Raw genomic sequence first — 19,255 nt, 5'->3', positions numbered from 1 at the left:
CTGTATAAACAATATTATGCTATCTTAAAATTATTAAATAATTCAAGGAAAAAAAATGTTTGGAAAATTAACCTCTAATAATATTCCATATAATGAACCAATAGTTATGATTACAATATTAGTTCTTACTATATTAAGTATAATACTAATGTCTACCATCACATATTATAAAAAATGGAAATATCTCTGGACTGAATGGTTTACTTCTGTAGATCATAAAAAAATTGGAATTATGTATATCATAATAGCATCATTAATGTTTGTTAGAGGATTTGCTGACGCTATCATGATGCGGGCACATCAGGCAATATCCTCTTCAGGACATATAGGTTTTCTTACCCCCCATCATTATGATCAAATAGTCACAGCACATGGTGTAATTATGATTATTTTTATGGCCACCCCATTTATAATCGGTTTGATGAACCTAATTGTACCATTACAAATTGGCGCACGGGATGTTGCTTTTCCATTTTTAAATTCCCTAAGCTTTTGGCTTTTTATGGTAGGAGTCATCCTAATTAACCTATCTTTAGGTATTGGAGAATTCGCGCAAACAGGATGGGCGGCTTATCCACCATTATCCCATAAAACATATAGTCCGGGTGTGGGTGTAGATTATTGGATTTGGAGTATACAAATTTCAGGTATTGGTACTACTTTAACCGGAATAAATTTTTTTACTACCATTTTATATATGCGTACTCAAGACATGCCAATGATGAAAATGCCTGTTTTTACATGGACAGCTCTGTGTACTAATACACTAATTCTTGCTGCATTTCCAATCTTAACTGCTACTATACTATTGCTTACCTTAGACAGATATATAGGCACCCATTTTTTCACAAACGATCTTGGTGGAAACATGATGTTATATATTAACCTCTTCTGGGCTTGGGGACATCCAGAAGTATATATTTTAGTTTTACCAGCTTTCGGTATTTTCTCAGAAATTGTCGCCACTTTTTCAAAAAAACAAATTTTTGGATATACTTCATTAGTATGGGCTACAATTGCTATTACTTTTTTATCTTTCTGCGTTTGGTTACACCATTTTTTCACCATGGGATCAGGTGCGAATGTTAACGCGTTTTTTGGTATTATGACAATGATTATTGCAATCCCAACAGGGGTAAAAGTTTTTAACTGGATCTTTACTATGTATAAAGGACAAATTACCTTTAATTCAGCGATGTTATGGACTGTAGGATTTATTATTACATTTTCCATTGGAGGAATGACCGGGGTATTATTAGCCATTCCTGGTATTGATTTTGTATTACACAATAGTTTGTTTTTAATTGCTCATTTTCATAATGTTATTATCGGTGGAGTAATATTTGGATGTTTTGCTGGATTAACGTACTGGTTTCCAAAAGCATTTGGTTGTTGCTTGAATGAAAAATGGGGAAAATTTGCTTATTGGCTATGGATTACCGGATTTTATATATCATTTATGCCGCTGTATATATTAGGATTTATGGGTATGACACGAAGATTAAATCAAAATATAGATCATTCATTTCACGAATTATTAACTGTTGCTGCTGGAGGTGTAATAATCATTGCTTTAGGAATTGTGTCACAAATTATTCAAATAATAATCAGTATTTATCATTATGATAAAAATAAAGATACCACTGGAGATCCTTGGAATGGACGCACATTAGAATGGTCGACACCTTCACCACCCCCATTGTATAATTTTCCAATTATACCTCAAGCCCATAATACTATAGATAGTTTTTGGTATATAAAAAATAATAAACAAACACTTTATAAAACAAATATATATCAACCTATACATATGCCAAAAAACACCAACGCGGGCATTATTATTAGTATTTTTAGTTTGATATTTGGATTTTCTATGATTTGGAATATCTGGTGGCTGGCTATTTTTAGTCTATTTTTTGCTATCACAACATACATAATATATACTTTTTCACAGACCAAAACTTTTCATCTCTCAACAAAAGAAATACAAAAAATAGAAAAAAATATTTTATGTATTAAATTACACGAATGAACGGTAATTACAAACCTTTAATCACCATAAAATACCATCTATGAACAATAATTTATCAAATATCAAAAAATTTGGATTTTGGCTGTACATAATGAGTGATTCGATATTATTTGCAACACTATTTGCAGTATATATTATTTTAAAAAATAACATTGCCGATGGCCCATCAGGAAAAGATATTTTTAATCTCCCCTTTGTTTTTATAGAAACATTACTTTTACTAATCAGTAGTATCACATATACTATGGTATCAATCGCCACAAATACAAATAATAAAAAAATGATTAACATTTGGATGATTATAACATTTTTATTCGGTTGTTGTTTTTGCATCATGGAAATACACGAATTTTACCATTTAATTGGTAAAAACTATGGGCCGTGGAGAAGCGGATTTCTTTCATCGTTATTTACATTATTAGGAACACATGCCTTACATGTACTTTCTGGTCTAATTTGGATAATAATAATGATGATACATATTTATCAATTCGGTGTAACTATCGATAATAAAATTCGCTTGCAATGTTTAAGCATATTTTGGCATTTTCTTGATATAATATGGATTTGCGTATTTACTTTCGTTTATTTATTTGGAATGATATGACAAACAATAAAATAACACACAACACATATAAAAATTATATATTAGGATTTTTTACATCTGTAATTTTAACTATTATTCCGTTTATTTTAGTAATTAATACTTTTACTATCGACAAAAATATTTTAATCATTATTTTGACAACTTGTGCAATACTACAAATTGTTATTCACCTTGTTTGTTTTTTACATATTGATAATTCACCCAAGACAATTTGGAATACTGTAACTTTAATATTTACAACACTCATTATTTTAATCCTTATTTTCGGATCAATATGGATTATGAAACATCTTCACCATTATGTTATACATCATAATTAAAAAATAACTAATGATTATTCATTATATAACAATCATAAAACCAAAAATAATATTTGGAAATATTCTGTCTATTATAGGAGGATTTTTTATGGCATCAAAAGAATCCATTAACTATAATTTACTTACTAATACAATTATTGGTGTTTCATTAATAATAGCTTCTAATTGCGTAATAAATAATATAATTGATCGTAATATTGACGCACTTATGGAAAGAACAAAACACAGAACCTTAGCAAAAAAATTAATAACATTACAAAATGCTGGTATATATGCCATCATTCTACTTATTGTGGGATATATCATATTATTCTACACAACAAATTTAAAAGTTATCTACTTAACCATAATCAGCTCTATTATATATGTCGGAATGTATAGTCTTTTAACAAAAAAACAATCCATGCATAGCACATTAATTGGCAGCATAGCTGGTGCAACCCCACCAGTTATTGGTTACTGTGCAGTAACTAATAATATTGATGTAGGAGCATTAATCTTATCGATAATACTCATTTCATGGCAAATACCACACTTTTATAGCCTTGCTATATCTAGAATAAAAGATTACAAAACAGCATCCATTCCCATTTTTCCATTAAAAAAAGGTATCAAATCTACAAAACGCCATATGATATTTTATATCACTACATTTATGATCAATATCATAATACTTACATTCAATCAGTACATGAGCTATATTTTCCTATTAGGAATGGAAGTAATAAGCGGAATTTGGCTATATGTAACGTTTTTAGGAGATAGTAAAACAAAAAATAATAACCATTATGTAACAAACTGGGCAAATAAAATTTTTGCCATGTCTATCATAATTATAATACTTTTCAACGTGGGTATCGTTATAGATACCACAATATTACAACAGACATAATTTTATTATTATAAAAATACATACTATACATTAAATGATAATTTACAATATCGATCTTAAAAAGTGCACATAAACTGTATATATAAACAACATTCAACATAATTAACAAAAACAATAATACCGACCACAACATAAACTATACAAATTAAATAACAATAAAAAAACATGACCTATAAAGAAATATATATTGTGTTTATATTGAATATAATATTTTCACTACGTATGCTGGGAATATTTATGACATTACCAGTAATCAGTACATACGGTATGAAATTAACAGGATCAAGCGAATTATTAATCGGTATAGCTATTGGAATTTATGGATTAACACAAATTATTTTTCAAATTCCTTTCGGATTCGCATCCGATAAAATCGGAAGAAAACCTGTAATTATAACAGGGTTATTAATCTCTTCTATGGGAACCTGTATAGCCGCTATAATAGAAAATATCTGGGGGCTAATTTTAGGACGCGCTTTACAAGGGGTAAGTGCTATCAGCGCGACAATACTAGCATTGTTATCAGATCTAATTCAAAATAAAAATAAAACCAAAGCCATGATGTTTTTTGGATTAAATTTTGCTATTACATTTGCAATATCTATCATACTAGGACCAATCATTACAAATAGCATCGGACTACAAGGACTATTTTTAACAATTACATTATTAACATTACTAGGAATAGTATTAATTATATTTTTCATTCCATCCTTATCACAACAAAATATAAAAAATAGCAATCATCAATATATCACAATAAATTCAAAATTTATAAAAATCTCAACTCAACCCCAATTAATTAAACTAGACTGCAGTATTTTTTTCTTACATACCATTCTAATATTAAATTTTATGACTTTACCGCAAATTATGAACGTATTAAAACTGCTACCTATAGAACAATCAAAAATATATTGTATAAATATTTTAATTGCCCTTATTGTCAGCGCAATAACAATCTTATATGCTGAAAAAACAAAAAAAATGAAAAAAACACTAATCACAGCTATATATGTGTTATTTCTATCTGAAATAATTTTATTATATATCAACAGCAATTTTTATTTTTTATTTTTTAGTATTTTACTCTTTTTCATTGCTTTCAATATAATTGAAGGAATCTTACCATCAATTCTTAATAAAGAAACACCAAACACACACAAAGGAACAATCAATGGATTTTATGCCACTAGCCAATTTTTAGGCACAACATGTGGTGGAATATTAGGAGGATATTTATTAAATATATATGATATACAAATAATATTTTCTCTCGAAATAATAGTAACAATGATATGGTTAATAATAATTTATTCATTAAAAGAACCAACTCATACAAAACTCAACTAAAAAATATACTAAAACACTCTATTCATTCCACTTTATAAAATAATAAAATCAACAATTTTAAAAAACATAATCCTATTTTAAAATATGTTTATGAAATATTTTCAACACAAACAACTAACTTCAATTTCAATCAAAACATGCTCCATACAAATTATTCTTAATTTTTTAATTAAGAATCTTTTGAAGGCAAATAAACATGCACGTTATTAAAACCATGACTTCGCAAATATAAAGCTTGCGATCGACTCATTATAGCCTTCTCACAATACAATAAATATTCCCTATCTTGATCTAAAGTAAAAAATACATTAAATAGTTTATAAAAAGGAATGTTTTGAACCTCAATTACACCCAAACACAAAGGACGACGCTTTTGATCTACCTTCAAACGGATATCTATAACAATATATGAAGAATCCACTTGATCTACAAATTTTATATCATCAACAATTTTTAAATTATTTTTTGAAAAAAAATTCGTAATATTCACTATTTTTCTTCGATTAACAACTGTAGTTAATATTGAAAAATTAAATTTTTTTTCTTCAAACTCAACAAGCCGATTAGATGCCTTAACATTTGGTTTTTTAGAAAATAATGCACAATACTCAGGAACATTAATAATCAATTTCTCAATATCAATTTTTCTCGATATATCAATAATATCTTCCTTGCTGAACGAAATTAACGGACGAAAAATCATAACATCTGTAACACTATTGATTATATTTAGATTAATTAACGTCTGACTAGATACTTGTCCTAATACCTCACCAGTAACTAATGCTGATATATTTAAACCTTTAGCAACTAACGTTGCTGCGCGTATCATCATCCGCTTCAATACTACACCCATATAAGAACTATTTATTTTATTTAAAATTTCATCTATTACGCAAGAAAAATCAATAGATATAAATTTCACTACATGTGAACATCCAAATCTTTTCCACAAAAAATAAGCAATTTCATGCACTCTATTTTCATAACAATCACCGCCGATATTAAAAAAGCAATAATGTACTTTACAGCCCCGACGAACCAACATATAACTAGCAATTCCCGAATCAAAACCACCAGATATTAAAGATAATACTGCCCCCTGACTCCCAATTGGAAAACCACCTAATCCAACATAACGATTTTTCAATAACAAAAAACGATCTAATTTAACTTCAAGTGAAATTACTTCTTCGGGATCTACTAATTTAACAAAAGAACTTTTAATATTTTTACACAACATAGCCCCTAAATAACATTCAAGTTCTTGAGAACTGAAATTATGATGCCCACAACGTTTTACACGTACACAAAAACTTTTGCCAACTAAGGTATCACTATACAAAGACATAACTTTTTTAAAAATATCATCCACATATCTAAAACAATACTCTTGAACTAATAAAACATGATGAATGCCAGGAATGCAAATTAATATCTCAACAATATTCATAATAGAATATTCTTCATTAACCACAATTTCAATATAATCCCAATAATATTTTACTACTGCAGTACAATCATAAAATTTTAAAACCCTACAAATATTACTATTTAAAATTTTTATAAAATACCATCGCACAGATTTACTTTTAATAGTGATTTCTGGAAAAAACTTAACAATAATCTTCATAATTAAATACCACGTTAAATAACACTAATATATCAAATATCATATAATATAACTGTTCTATATAATAAATAATCTAAAATCACCAATGCTCCATAACCAATATTTTCACACAAAAAAATAATTAAAAATATACAAAAAAAATTAAATATCAAATTTTAAATAATATTTTAATGTTACAAAATTCATCAGAAAATTATTCTATTACTAATATAAAATGTAATATAATTATTATAATTAATATAACAACATTAAATATATCAACAATATTAATTAATTGTATGACAATAAAATTTAACCATAAAATCATGAACTATAATAAAAAAAAATATCCAATATTAAGCACAATAGAAACACCTATAGAACTAAGACAACTTTCTCAAAAAAATTTATTAAAATTATCATGTGAATTACGTCAATTTTTGTTAAACAGTGTTAGTCAATCTAGCGGGCATCTGGCTTCTGGACTAGGAACAATAGAACTTACTATAGCATTACATTATGTATACAATACACCATTTGATTTACTAATTTGGGATGTAGGACATCAAGCGTATCCCCATAAAATTCTTACTGGCCGACGAGACTCAATATTTAAAATAAGAAAAAAAAATGGACTTCATCCATTTCCTTGTCGCAGTGAAAGTAGCTATGACCCCCTATCGGTGGGCCATTCATCAACTTCAATTAGTGCTGGACTTGGTATGGCTGTAGCTGCAAAAAAAAATATGTCAAAACAACACACAGTATGTGTAATAGGTGATGGAGCTATTACAGCTGGAATGGCATTTGAAGCAATGAATCACGCAGGAGGAACTGAATACGATATTCTAGTTATATTAAATGATAATAAAATGTCAATTTCAAAAAATATAGGAGGATTAAGTAATCATTTAACACAAAATTCATCAGAAAAATATTATGCACACTTACATACAAATAACAAAAATATACTTTCATATTTAACACCTTTAATCAATAAAACAAACACATACAAAGAAAAAAATAATAAAAATATAATTTCATCAAATTCATTATTTGAAAAATTAGGATTTAATTATATAGGTCCAATTAATGGACATGATATTATTATATTAATAAGAATTTTAAAAAAAATACAAAACTTAAAAGGCCCAAAAATTTTACATGTTATAACTAAAAAAGGACATGGATATCATCCTGCTGAAAATGATCCTACTAATTGGCACGCTGTACCAAAATTTAATCCAATAATCGGAGTCTTACCAAAACAAAAAAATAAAACCACCTATTCTGAAATATTCGGGAACTGGTTATGTTACATGGCATCCAAAGATAAAAAATTAATAGCCATTACTCCTGCTATGAGTGAAGGCTCTGGAATGACAAAATTTTCAAAAAAATATCCCAATCAATATTTTGATGTAGGTATCGCCGAACAACATGCAGTTACTTTTGCTGCTGGGTTAGCAATAAGTGGCTACAAACCAATTGTAGCTATATATTCAACATTTTTACAACGCGCTTATGATCAAGTAATCCATGATATAGCAATACAAAATCTTCCAGTACTTTTCGCTGTTGATCGGGGAGGAATCGTAGGCGCTGATGGACAAACACATCAAGGTGCATTTGATCTCTCCTATCTTCGTTGTATCCCAAATATGTTGATTATGACCCCAAGTAATGATTACGAATGTAAATTAATGCTATACACAGGATATAACTATCGATACGGACCAAGCGTGGTACGCTATCCTCGAGGAGAAATTAATAATTTTACAATATATCATGATCATCATAATAAACTATATAATTTACCACTAGGAAAAGGAGTAATTTACAGACCCGGACAAGATGTAGCTATTCTTAATTTTGGTACTTTACTACCAGAAGCTGAAAAAGCTGCGCACAATCTCAATGCCACACTGGTGGACATGCGATTTGTGAAACCATTAGATGAAAAATTATTACATTTGCTCAGCAAAAACCATAAAGCATTCATTACATTAGAAGAAAATTCTATTTTAGGAGGTGCAGGAAGTGGGGTCAACGAATTTTTAATGCGACAAAAAATACTAATTCCTGTCCTAAATATAGGGCTCCCCGATTCTTTTATCCAACAAGGCTCACAAAAAGAAATACGATCCGATCTACAATTAGACAGTACAGGAATTTCTACGCAAATAAAAACTTGGTTATTAAAATAAATAAATCTAATGTAATAAATAGAACACACAATAAATAATAAAAAATTCATCTATCTAAAATAAATTGACAAACGTGCATTTTCTATAAGCAACAATCAAATAAAAACAAAACAAAAATGGTAAATATTCCAGCTGCTATATCATCAAATACAATTCCTAAGCCATTTTTTATATTTTCATCAATCAAAAAAATTGGCCAAGGCTTATATATATCAAATACCCTAAAACAAAAAAAACCGAAAAACACTAATAACCAATTCTCAATAGATATATTAGGTGATAATATTAACACAAACCACATGCCAATAAATTCATCTAAAACAATACACTGATGGTCATGAACTACTAAATTTTCATTAGTCACATGACAAACATAACAACCAATCCCAATAATTAACACCAACAAAATTATAAAAAATATTTTCGAAGGAGAAAACAGAACACTTAAAAAGTACCATAATAAAATGGACAAAAATGACACACATGTCCCAGGTGCAGAAATCCAAGAAATAAGCCCCACACCAAAAAAAGTTGCTAATAAATACGAATACCCAAAATGACATACCATGAGATGATTATATCATATAGTAATTAATGTTATATTAATATACAATTTTCACGTCAAACAAAATATAATATATCTATATCTGTACATTAAAACACCAAAAACTCAATATCAACCATAAAAAAATAACAACAAAATATTCAAAAAATTTTATAAAAAATTATTAATATTTTTCTGTTAAAATGACCTTATTCGCTACTTTATCTAATACACCATTAACAAATTTATAACTCATTTCAGCTGCAAAAACCTTAGCCAATTCTATTGCCTCGTTAATAATAACCTTATATGGTACATCAAGACATTTAACAAACTCAAATATTGCTATTCGAAGTATTATTAACTCCACATATCCTAACTCATTAAACGTTCTTAATAAATATGGTTTCATTAAATCATCTAAAGTATATAAATTATCTACTACTCCAAAACATAATATATGAAAATATGAAATATTAACACCAGTCATATCATGTTCTACAATAAAATTTGATGCAATTTCTACAAGATCATTATGAGACACCTGCCAAGAATACAACACTTGTAATGCCCGTTTTCTAGCTAATCTACGAGAAGTAACAAATTTCATAAAAATTAATAACCTGTATTTCGTATAATATAAAACCAAAAAAACAACATTATTGTACTATCCATAACACATCATTTCACTATAGAAAAATAATATAAGCCATCTTTAAAATCACTCGTGTACTTCCGCTTTTCAATGATTAATTATTGTAATATTAAAAATTTCAATAAATTAATTAAAAATTGTTATCATCAAAACCACAAACCAAAAGACAGCATAATATGTTATATTAATATAACACAACAAACTAAAATTACACAGTAATCACATTATTAATACATTAAATATCTTCATAATAAATCAAAAAAATTCTGAAACAATGATCAAATGACATTCGTTATCATTTAATAACATCAGAATAAAACAATAATTTTTAGTAGTTATACACAACTTTTATTTTAAGTATACAATTAATCATTACTAAAACATTTGCGATTACTTTTAACACACACTTATAATCTAAAACAAATAAATTTTAAAAAATATATATATCATTGTCAAACTATCAATAATTATCATTAACACAAATAACGCTACACATATTATGTTATTATTAATTATCTAATATATACTTAAGACCAATTAAGACTAGATATATAATATAATAAGGATTATCAACTCACACATTTCAATGCTACAAAACAAAAAAAACCACCATACATGTAATATCTATGTTAAAACATAACCTTAATATTAATCTAAAAAATTTTTAATACCAAGTAACTAACAAACAAATAAACTGATTAATATTAATATTTTATTTTCAATAACACGTATTAATCATACACCCATAAACATTTATTAAGTTAATATTATAATGTTTATCTATTTATCAACCTACCATTACACTTTAAAATATATCATGTATCTTACTCTCAAAAATATCAATAGAAAACTAATTAATGTGTAATTATTACAAAGCCTGTATTGTACCCTTGGGTAAAATAGCAGTAATACAATCACGTTTAACAATAACTTCATTGATCTCATTTAAACTAACAAAAACATAACCAGTTTCTGTTACTTTCGTAACCCGACCTATTAGTCCACCAACTGTTGCTATCTCATCATCTTTAGAAATAGCATTCATAAGTTCTTTATGGACTCTATTACGTTTTTGCTGTGGACGAAAAATTAAAAAATAAAAAATGGCAGCAAATATAACTAACATAATTATAATGGAATATGGATTACTCTGAGATGAAATACCCGTATCAGCAATAGCATCAAAAATAAAAATATTCATACAATCCTCCAAATAATGATTTACAGCACCACATTTCTCTAAAAATAATTCATTATTACACACAATTTAATTTAAAATAAAATTCTCTTATAAACTTCTTCAAACAACCTATGTTAATAGCGTGCCGCAATTTATCCATTAACTGCTGATAATAATATATATTATGAATGGTATTTAAACGTAAACCAAGTACTTCATTACAACGATTCAAATGATGTAAATATGAACGACTATAATATTGACATGTATAACAATCACATTCTTTATCTATGGGATTCATATCATACTTATAACAAGCATTACGTATCTTTAAAACACCCCCACTACGATTAATAAATAATGAACCATTACGAGCATTACGAGTAGGTAAAACACAATCAAACATATCAATTCCTCGTGCTACACATTCAATTATATCTGCAGGTTTTCCAACTCCCATCAAATAACGAGGTTTATCATCAGGTATTTTTTTACACACATGATCTACTATACCGTACATTATATCATTACTCTCTCCAACCGCTAACCCCCCTATTGCATATCCATCAAATCCAATCTCTATTAAATGTTTAATCGACACATCCCTTAAATCTGTATACACACCGCCGTGAATAATACCAAATAACATATTTAAATTATTGAATTGATCAAAATATTCACGGCTTTTTAATGCCCAATGTAAAGATATTTCCATAGAACATTTAACATCATCCCAACTACACGGATAGGATATACAATGATCAAAAACCATAACTATATCAGATTGTAAATTATACTGAACTCTCATCGATGTTTTAACATCAAAAATCAACATATTCCCATTGATAAAATTACAAAAACATATACCCTCTTCCATAATTTTACAAAATTTTCCCAAACTAAATACTTGAAAACCACCTGAATCTGTAAGTATGGGACCAGGCCAATGCATAAAAGAATGCAAATTATTATAAGATCGTAATATTTCTTCCCCTGGACGCAGCCATAAATGAAAAGCATTACTTGAAATCATTTTTACACCACTATTTACCATTTCCTCAGAGGTTAAACTTCTAACAGCACCATACGTTCCTACTGGCATGAAAACAGGCGTTTCAATAAGACCACGACTAAACATAAATCGTCCCAAACGAGCAAAACCATCCGTTTTCAATAATTGAAACTTCACGAAATTAAGTTCCTCCATTTGTAAGGTTATAAGGTCTAAATATAATAATTAATCATGAAACAATAATGATATAATAACATCTCTATATTAAATACATAAAAATTTTATATACATATTAATTAAAAAACTCATAATATAATATCAAAAAATTCAATAAACAATCTATTAATTAAAATTCACTAAATATCATAGATAAAAAATTCAAAAAATAAAATTATAAAACATTTATCACAATTAAAAACTACTAAAAATTATTTTCAATTTATATTATATAACAATTAATAATATAAATATTACAACAATAAAAAATACTTTATAACTAACTAAAAATATTTTATAATTTTATATGTTGATGTATTTAAAAATATACACATTACATAAAAATATAACTTCAATTAAAAATATACCAAAAAATAAATAATAAATAGATAAGGAATAATAATTATGATATTAGTCACGTATCAAGCACCAGATTTCACTGCTCCTGCAGTATTAAACACCGGTGAAATCGTTAACGATTTTAATCTTAAAACATATATATCAAATACAACATCAATTATTTTTTTCTGGCCAATGGATTTCACTTTTATTTGCCCATCGGAACTAATCGCTTGTGACAAACGACATGCCGAATTCAAAAAAAGAAAAGTCAATGTTATCGGAATTTCAGGTGATTCACAATACGTTCATTATGCTTGGAGAAACACTCCAATTGATCAAGGAGGTATTGGTCCAATACAATATCCAATGGTCGCTGATATTAAACATGAAATTATGCAAGCTTATGGAATAACGCACCCCAAACTTGGAGTGGCTTTACGTGCTACATTCTTAATTGATAAACAAGGATTTATCAGACATCAATTGATTAATGATCTGCCGTTAGGCAGAAACTTTGATGAAATTATTCGTATGATCGATGCACTTCAATTCCATGAAAAATTTGGATTGGTTTGCCCAGCACAATGGAAAAAAGATCAAGAAGGAATGAAGGCCTCACAATCAGGAGTTTCCCAATATCTTAAAAAACACATTGATAAATTATAAAATTGTTGCAATTCATAATTTCAACTAACAAATCTACTCATAAACGTTGCCGGTAATAGGATTCGAACCTATAACCTGTGTATTACGAATACACTGCTCTTCCATTAAAGCTACACCGGCATTTATGAGAACTGTTTTTTTTAGTCAAGAAAATAATTAAAAACAACATAATTGCAATAACGATCACTATTATTTCAAATAATAATTCAAGACCATTGCCACTTAATCAATACATTACAATATAATATATAATATATACTCTTCATTACCTTCAAAATAAAAAGATAAATTTTACACACACACCAACAAATATTACTTTAACATTTCTTTCTCAATTAATAAAATTAATATATGAATAATTTTTATATGCACATCTTGAATACGATCCGAATATTCAGAATAAGGTACAGAAATTTCTACAGAAATAGCATTACTTTTTAAATCAATTGTATTATCATATCGACTATTATCATGATCTTCGCTTTTATATTTATTACCAGTTAATGAAATTACCTGCATTCCCATATTATAAGCAGCATTAATTGCATTTAAAATATTGATAGACTGTCCAGAAGTAGAAATACTTAATAATACATCACGATTAGTACCAACTGATTCCAAATAACGAGAAAAAACATATTCATAACCAAAATCATTACTAACACAAGAAAAATACGAAGGATCAGAAATCACAATTGCTGGATACCCTGGTCGAGCTTGTCTATAACGTCCTGTCAACTCTTCCGAAAAATGCATAGCGTTACAATGTGAACCACCGTTCCCACAAGATAATACCTTACCTCCATTTTTAAAAACACTAACAATAACACGAGATGCATCCTCAATAGACTGAACCAGTCTATCATCCGAACTAAAAATCTGCATTAACTTTATCGATTCAAAAAACTCATTGCGAATTAAATCATGATACATAAAATATTCCTCAATCAAAAATGTAATAAATAATATTCAAATTATATTAATAATATTATATTATGACATATAATTTATATTTAAATATAAATAACTTTATCCACATTGAATCAAGAATACTCTAATTAACAATTTCAAAAAAACCTTTGTTGTATTATAAAAACTATATATTTTATACGTAACTAAAAAATCACACACCACTAAACTATAATAGTGAACCACATTTTTAATAATAATATTGAAAAAAAATCAAAAAAATCTAATTTTTAATTACTTATAAAATACATCCAAATAATAATGCAAAAATATAAATAATACATATAAAAAATAAACAAATAAAAAAATTAAAAAACAATCAATTTAACTATTTGACCTATTAACCACAATATATTTTTTATTACGCCATATACAAACACCCTGACTACTATTCTTTTCAAGTATATTTAAATATCGCTCATGCAATTCAACCTCAAATTTATTAGCATAAATTACTCTTATCATAGGAAGTTGAATACAATTGCTTGATGATATATCACACAATTTATTTTTATCGACATCATAATACTCCATATCACATATTTCAGGATGATCATTCATAAAAAACATCTGAATTTGCCCACCGGTCATTGACAAAAAAACTTGTGCTAAAAGTCTGGCATCAATTAACGCACTATGAACGCGTCTTGCAGAATTATCGATATAATAACGTTCACAAAGAGCATTCAAACTATTCCTTTTTCCAGGAAATAATCTCCGAGCTAATTGTAAAGTGTCTATAACATTACAGAATGAAGTTATTTTTTCTACATTATTTGTTAACATTGAAAATTCATAATCTATAAAACCTATATCAAACAAAGCATTATGAACTATTAATTCACTCCCAGACACAAAATTTAAAAAATCATTTGATATTTCAGAAAATTTCGGTTTATCATATAAAAAATGCTCGCTAATTCCATGAATACTAAAAGCTTCTGAGTCAATATTACGACTAGGATTAAGATATACATGAAAAAAATGATTTGTTAAACGGCGATTGACAATTTCTACTGCAGCAATTTCTATTATACGATGACCCTTATAATGAGGTTTGTCTTTACTCATTCCAGTAGTTTCTGTATCTAAAACAACTTGCCTAAGAATCTTGTCATTCATGTGTTTATTATAACATAAGCAAATGATTAAAAAAATCAAAATAAAATAACAAAAAAACAAAAAAATGAACACAAAAAAAGTAAAAATTTTTACTGATGGTTCTTGCTTAGGTAATCCTGGACCAGGAGGATATGCTATAATATTTCAATATAAAGGATATCAAAAAGAACTTAGCGCAGGATACCAATTAACGACAAATAACCGTATGGAACTTATGGCAGCTATCATAGCACTAGAAACATTGAAAAATTCATGTAATATTATTTTTTATACGGACAGCCAATATTTATTACAAGGTATCACACAATGGATATTTATTTGGAAAAAAAACGACTGGAAAACAACAAAAAAAAAATTAGTGAAAAACGATGATTTATGGAAACGTCTAGAACTCTCCACGCACACTCATCAAATATATTGGAAATGGTTAAAAGGACATGCAGGACACATAGAAAATGAACGGTGCAACTTTTTAGCCCAAAACGCTGCTAAATTTCCAATATATGACGATATTATAACTAAAAAATATTTTTTATAGAACACGCAAAAAAACCTACTGACATATTATACAATATAATAATACACAAACAAATTTTCGTCATAACTATAAACAACGATATTAATTATAAGTTGTATAAAAATACAACCGATAATTAATAACATTATAAACAAATAGAAAAATACATTCACATATGAAATTAATTTGTATTCCAGCACTAACAAATAATTACATTTGGTTATTATATAATGACAAAAAACAATGTATAATAATTGATCCAGGAGATCATAAACCAGTATTACAAATATTAAAAAAATTAAATTTTACCTTAATAGGTATTTTTTTAACACACCACCATCACGATCACGTTCATGGAGTACACAACTTAACTAAACACTACCAAATACCAGTATATGGTCCAAAAGAAACAAAAAATAAAGGCAGCAATAACATTGTAATTGAGGGAGATACAATAACAATCTTAGACATAAAACTTAAAACAATTTCACTACCCGGCCATACATCTGGCCATGTTGGATTCTATAGTTACCCATGGCTATTTTGCGGAGACACAATATTTTCAGCCGGATGTGGTAAAATATTTGAAGGAACAACAAAACAAATGTATACATCATTACAAAAAATTAAGCAACTAAACAAAAATACACTCCTTTGTAGTGCACACGAATACACATTATCTAACATTAATTTTGCTATATCAATCACACCCTATAATAAACAACTGGTATCTTATAAAAAATATATAGAAGAAATGCGAAAAAAAAACAAACCCACACTACCATCAAAACTAAAACACGAATTAAAAATCAATTTATTTTTGCAATGCCACGACATTACATTAAAAAAATCTTTAGGATTTTCCGTACAATGCCCTGAATTAAAAATATTTACAGAACTACGAAAACGAAGAGACAACTACTAATGTCTAAGCTCGGTTAACTTCAAGATTAATTCAACATATATCAGCATCCATCATGCCTTTTTTAAATACACAAACTATATACCTTCCACAAATAAAAATTCACTAAAATACTTGGCAGCCACCTACTCTCACATGGGGAAGCCCCATACTACCATCGGTACTACGACGTTTCACTTCTGAGTTCGATATGGATTCAGGTGGATCCATCGCGCTCTCGCCACCAAGTAAATAATATTCAAAACAACATACAACATATAAAAGATACATTCTCTCTCAAAAAAAAAAATATGTCAAATGTATATTTAACAATACTCCCTAATAACCCGATCGTAACTCAAATAATTAATCACTAATATATTATAACATTATAAAACATCATATAATAAAACAAACACACAATATTATCTTAATTTATTCAAAGCTGAAATAACAGAAGGAAAAACACCATGCCAAAATAAAAAAGAATAAGCTGCCTGTCTAACTAACATACCAAGTCCATCAGAACAATAAGATGCCCCATGATCTTGACACCACGAAATAAATGGTGTCGCATTCTTTCCAGTTTGATAAGACATATCATAACATGCCACCAACGGTGTAATATATCTCACTGGTAAAATGGGATGCTGACTATATACCCATGAACTATCAGTAGCATTAATAATTAAATCATACTCACAAACATCATTCGAATCATCATCTTTTAAAACAGCAAGAGAAATATCTCCAACATGTTTGTAAAAATCAACTATTTTTTGAGCTCGCGATAATGTTCGATTTATGATTTCAATTTGACAACCAAACTGCAATAATGGAAAAATCACACCACGTGAAGCACCACCGGCCCCTAATAATAAAATTTTAGTTCTCTTCTCAGGAGTATTACTCAACCACTGTAATCTATGTAAATCACCTAATAATCCAACACCATCAGTATTATCACCCAACAACATACCATGAATATCTTTCTTAATTACATTCACTGAACCAGCAATAGAAGCACGTTCAGTTAACTTGTCACATATAAAAAATGCACGTTCTTTAAAAGGCATGGTAACATTTGCACCTATCCCTCCAAAATTAAAAAAATCTTTTAACACTTGATCAAAATTCACTCGAAATGCTAAAATTCGAGTATATAACTGAAAAAAACCAAATTCTTGAGCAAAAATAGAGTAAATTTCAGGTGATCTACTATGTCTGATTGGATTACCAAAAACTGCAAATGCACTCATATAAACACTTCCTAAAAATTTCGAATATAAAAATAAACTTATCATTATTTACGAATTAACTTACCAGTTACAGCACTACGAATTTCTGAAGGATGTTGCATATCACCAACAGAACCATCCATAATAAATAAATTCAAACCTAACTGATCGCACACATCATCAACATTGTCGGCCGGCAAATAACCAGATATATTTGCGCTGGTAGAAACTAAAGGTTTACCAAAAGACAAACATAACTCTTGAATTGGTTTAAAACTACTCAATCGAACCACAAGTGAAGAAAAATCACCAATCAACCATTTAGGAGTATTTGAATGTACTGGAAAACTCCATGATATATGACCAGGCCAAGTACTAAAAACACGTGACCGCTGAACATTATTTAAACTACTATCATCAATATAATTAATTAATTGCTTATAATAAGCAGCAACTAAAATCAACCCTTTTTTCCATGATCGTTGTTTAATATCTAATAATTTTTTTACTGCAAATTCACTATCAGGATCACATCCTAACCCAAATACAGATTCTGTAGGATAAATGATAACCTGACTACAATGTAAAGCAAAAGATAAATCATGATTATCCAAAAAAAAATTTTTATTAATTTTACAATCAATAGTATTATTTAACTTATATTTACATACATTCATAATAATAAATTTCAATACTTATCTGTGTCTATAATTTATCAAAATAACTATGAATTATCGTTGTATATTATAAAACATTTAATGAAAAATACAAAAAAACATGCATTAAATCATTCACCTATTAAACAACTTTTAAAAAAATATAACTTTAACTTTCATATTAAATAAATTAGTATAATTACATACATACTGC

18 protein-coding genes, 1 tRNA gene and 1 rRNA gene are annotated in these 19,255 nt (G+C 27.9%); 9 read left to right on the top strand and 11 right to left on the bottom strand.

Annotated features, from left to right (window positions below; all coding sequences use genetic code 11):
- Nucleotides 1–55 precede the first annotated feature (55 nt).
- From cyoB to BTURN675_RS01125, 5 genes are all read left to right on the top strand, one after another.
- On the top strand, nt 56–2,032 hold the full coding sequence (gene cyoB / locus BTURN675_RS01145; RefSeq protein ID WP_046288743.1) for a cytochrome o ubiquinol oxidase subunit I: 1,977 nt from the start codon (nt 56–58) through the stop codon (nt 2,030–2,032).
- A 40-nt stretch (nt 2,033–2,072) separates the two neighbouring features.
- The gene (gene cyoC, locus BTURN675_RS01140) at nt 2,073–2,639 is read left to right on the top strand and encodes a cytochrome o ubiquinol oxidase subunit III (RefSeq protein ID WP_046288742.1); all 567 of its coding nucleotides are present in this window, start codon (nt 2,073–2,075) and stop codon (nt 2,637–2,639) included.
- Nucleotides 2,594–2,959 carry a cytochrome o ubiquinol oxidase subunit IV gene (cyoD, locus tag BTURN675_RS01135; RefSeq protein WP_320408642.1) on the top strand — a complete coding sequence of 122 codons (366 nt, stop codon included), beginning with the start codon at nt 2,594–2,596 and terminating at the stop codon, nt 2,957–2,959. Before cyoC ends, cyoD begins: the two co-directional genes overlap by 46 nt.
- A gap of 10 nt (nt 2,960–2,969) precedes the next feature.
- On the top strand, nt 2,970–3,851 hold the full coding sequence (cyoE, locus tag BTURN675_RS01130) for a heme o synthase (RefSeq protein ID WP_046288741.1): 882 nt from the start codon (nt 2,970–2,972) through the stop codon (nt 3,849–3,851).
- A gap of 165 nt (nt 3,852–4,016) precedes the next feature.
- Nucleotides 4,017–5,204, top strand: a complete 1,188-nt coding sequence (locus BTURN675_RS01125) for an MFS transporter (RefSeq protein WP_046289096.1) — start codon at nt 4,017–4,019, stop codon at nt 5,202–5,204.
- 169 nt (nt 5,205–5,373) lie between these two features.
- Here BTURN675_RS01125 and thiI read toward each other — a convergent pair whose 3' ends face one another.
- Nucleotides 5,374–6,837 (bottom strand): tRNA uracil 4-sulfurtransferase ThiI, encoded by a 1,464-nt coding sequence (thiI, locus tag BTURN675_RS01120; RefSeq protein ID WP_046288740.1) that lies wholly within the window; start codon nt 6,835–6,837, stop codon nt 5,374–5,376.
- A gap of 305 nt (nt 6,838–7,142) precedes the next feature.
- Between thiI and dxs the strand changes: the two genes are divergently transcribed.
- A complete protein-coding gene (gene dxs, locus BTURN675_RS01115; RefSeq protein WP_046289095.1) occupies nt 7,143–9,023 on the top strand; it encodes a 1-deoxy-D-xylulose-5-phosphate synthase in 1,881 nt (626 codons plus the stop codon).
- 82 nt (nt 9,024–9,105) lie between these two features.
- Here dxs and BTURN675_RS01110 read toward each other — a convergent pair whose 3' ends face one another.
- The 4 genes from BTURN675_RS01110 to tgt all read right to left on the bottom strand — a co-directional run bounded on the left by BTURN675_RS01110 (nt 9,106) and on the right by tgt (nt 12,591).
- Complete coding sequence (locus BTURN675_RS01110; RefSeq protein ID WP_046288739.1) at nt 9,106–9,591, bottom strand: phosphatidylglycerophosphatase A family protein; 486 nt, start codon at nt 9,589–9,591, stop codon at nt 9,106–9,108.
- Nucleotides 9,592–9,751: 160 nt separating this feature from the next.
- Nucleotides 9,752–10,177 (bottom strand): transcription antitermination factor NusB, encoded by a 426-nt coding sequence (nusB, locus tag BTURN675_RS01105; protein ID WP_046288738.1) that lies wholly within the window; start codon nt 10,175–10,177, stop codon nt 9,752–9,754.
- 913 nt (nt 10,178–11,090) lie between these two features.
- A complete protein-coding gene (gene yajC / locus BTURN675_RS01100) occupies nt 11,091–11,423 on the bottom strand; it encodes a preprotein translocase subunit YajC (protein ID WP_046289094.1) in 333 nt (110 codons plus the stop codon).
- Between the two features lie 55 nt (nt 11,424–11,478).
- Nucleotides 11,479–12,591, bottom strand: coding sequence for a tRNA guanosine(34) transglycosylase Tgt (gene tgt / locus BTURN675_RS01095; protein ID WP_046288737.1), 1,113 nt, complete (start codon nt 12,589–12,591; stop codon nt 11,479–11,481).
- Nucleotides 12,592–13,035: 444 nt separating this feature from the next.
- Between tgt and BTURN675_RS01090 the strand changes: the two genes are divergently transcribed.
- A complete protein-coding gene (locus BTURN675_RS01090; protein ID WP_046288736.1) occupies nt 13,036–13,638 on the top strand; it encodes a peroxiredoxin C in 603 nt (200 codons plus the stop codon).
- A gap of 47 nt (nt 13,639–13,685) precedes the next feature.
- On the opposite strand, the gene BTURN675_RS01085 is transcribed toward BTURN675_RS01090, so the two are convergent.
- The 3 genes from BTURN675_RS01085 to dnaQ all read right to left on the bottom strand — a co-directional run bounded on the left by BTURN675_RS01085 (nt 13,686) and on the right by dnaQ (nt 15,729).
- Nucleotides 13,686–13,758: transfer RNA gene (locus tag BTURN675_RS01085), tRNA-Thr, on the bottom strand.
- 192 nt (nt 13,759–13,950) lie between these two features.
- Nucleotides 13,951–14,571, bottom strand: coding sequence for a D-sedoheptulose 7-phosphate isomerase (gene lpcA, locus BTURN675_RS01080; RefSeq protein ID WP_046288735.1), 621 nt, complete (start codon nt 14,569–14,571; stop codon nt 13,951–13,953).
- Between the two features lie 360 nt (nt 14,572–14,931).
- Nucleotides 14,932–15,729 carry a DNA polymerase III subunit epsilon gene (gene dnaQ, locus BTURN675_RS01075; RefSeq protein WP_046288734.1) on the bottom strand — a complete coding sequence of 266 codons (798 nt, stop codon included), beginning with the start codon at nt 15,727–15,729 and terminating at the stop codon, nt 14,932–14,934.
- A 64-nt stretch (nt 15,730–15,793) separates the two neighbouring features.
- Here dnaQ and rnhA point away from each other — a divergent pair, with 64 nt between their 5' ends.
- On the top strand, nt 15,794–16,267 hold the full coding sequence (gene rnhA, locus BTURN675_RS01070) for a ribonuclease HI (RefSeq protein ID WP_046288733.1): 474 nt from the start codon (nt 15,794–15,796) through the stop codon (nt 16,265–16,267).
- A 154-nt stretch (nt 16,268–16,421) separates the two neighbouring features.
- The gene (gene gloB / locus BTURN675_RS01065; protein WP_046288732.1) at nt 16,422–17,171 is read left to right on the top strand and encodes a hydroxyacylglutathione hydrolase; all 750 of its coding nucleotides are present in this window, start codon (nt 16,422–16,424) and stop codon (nt 17,169–17,171) included.
- Nucleotides 17,172–17,280: 109 nt separating this feature from the next.
- Here gloB and rrf read toward each other — a convergent pair.
- The 3 genes from rrf to tsaC all read right to left on the bottom strand — a co-directional run bounded on the left by rrf (nt 17,281) and on the right by tsaC (nt 19,062).
- Nucleotides 17,281–17,396: ribosomal RNA gene (rrf, locus tag BTURN675_RS01060) — 5S ribosomal RNA — on the bottom strand.
- Between the two features lie 176 nt (nt 17,397–17,572).
- Nucleotides 17,573–18,406, bottom strand: coding sequence for a shikimate dehydrogenase (aroE, locus tag BTURN675_RS01055; RefSeq protein WP_046289093.1), 834 nt, complete (start codon nt 18,404–18,406; stop codon nt 17,573–17,575).
- A gap of 44 nt (nt 18,407–18,450) precedes the next feature.
- The gene (gene tsaC, locus BTURN675_RS01050) at nt 18,451–19,062 is read right to left on the bottom strand and encodes an L-threonylcarbamoyladenylate synthase type 1 TsaC (protein WP_082086675.1); all 612 of its coding nucleotides are present in this window, start codon (nt 19,060–19,062) and stop codon (nt 18,451–18,453) included.
- Nucleotides 19,063–19,255: the final 193 nt, after the last annotated feature.

Source organism: Blochmannia endosymbiont of Polyrhachis (Hedomyrma) turneri, assembly GCF_000973505.1.
Lineage (GTDB): Bacteria > Pseudomonadota > Gammaproteobacteria > Enterobacterales > Enterobacteriaceae > Blochmanniella.
This window is presented reverse-complemented; position numbering and strand designations above follow the sequence as displayed.

Bases quoted from the DNA above. Each gene is read 5' to 3' on its own strand.
- cyoB (WP_046288743.1), top strand. From the start codon at position 56: ATGTTTGGAAAATTAACCTCTAATAATATTCCATATAATGAACCAATA.
- cyoC (WP_046288742.1), top strand. From the start codon at position 2,073: ATGAACAATAATTTATCAAATATCAAAAAATTTGGATTTTGGCTGTAC.
- cyoD (WP_320408642.1), top strand. From the start codon at position 2,594: ATGGATTTGCGTATTTACTTTCGTTTATTTATTTGGAATGATATGACA.
- cyoE (WP_046288741.1), top strand. From the start codon at position 2,970: ATGATTATTCATTATATAACAATCATAAAACCAAAAATAATATTTGGA.
- BTURN675_RS01125 (WP_046289096.1), top strand. From the start codon at position 4,017: ATGACCTATAAAGAAATATATATTGTGTTTATATTGAATATAATATTT.
- thiI (WP_046288740.1), bottom strand. From the start codon at position 6,837: ATGAAGATTATTGTTAAGTTTTTTCCAGAAATCACTATTAAAAGTAAA.
- dxs (WP_046289095.1), top strand. From the start codon at position 7,143: ATGAACTATAATAAAAAAAAATATCCAATATTAAGCACAATAGAAACA.
- BTURN675_RS01110 (WP_046288739.1), bottom strand. From the start codon at position 9,591: ATGGTATGTCATTTTGGGTATTCGTATTTATTAGCAACTTTTTTTGGT.
- nusB (WP_046288738.1), bottom strand. From the start codon at position 10,177: ATGAAATTTGTTACTTCTCGTAGATTAGCTAGAAAACGGGCATTACAA.
- yajC (WP_046289094.1), bottom strand. From the start codon at position 11,423: ATGAATATTTTTATTTTTGATGCTATTGCTGATACGGGTATTTCATCT.
- BTURN675_RS01090 (WP_046288736.1), top strand. From the start codon at position 13,036: ATGATATTAGTCACGTATCAAGCACCAGATTTCACTGCTCCTGCAGTA.
- lpcA (WP_046288735.1), bottom strand. From the start codon at position 14,571: ATGTATCATGATTTAATTCGCAATGAGTTTTTTGAATCGATAAAGTTA.
- dnaQ (WP_046288734.1), bottom strand. From the start codon at position 15,729: ATGAATGACAAGATTCTTAGGCAAGTTGTTTTAGATACAGAAACTACT.
- rnhA (WP_046288733.1), top strand. From the start codon at position 15,794: ATGAACACAAAAAAAGTAAAAATTTTTACTGATGGTTCTTGCTTAGGT.
- gloB (WP_046288732.1), top strand. From the start codon at position 16,422: ATGAAATTAATTTGTATTCCAGCACTAACAAATAATTACATTTGGTTA.
- aroE (WP_046289093.1), bottom strand. From the start codon at position 18,406: ATGAGTGCATTTGCAGTTTTTGGTAATCCAATCAGACATAGTAGATCA.
- tsaC (WP_082086675.1), bottom strand. From the start codon at position 19,062: ATGAATGTATGTAAATATAAGTTAAATAATACTATTGATTGTAAAATT.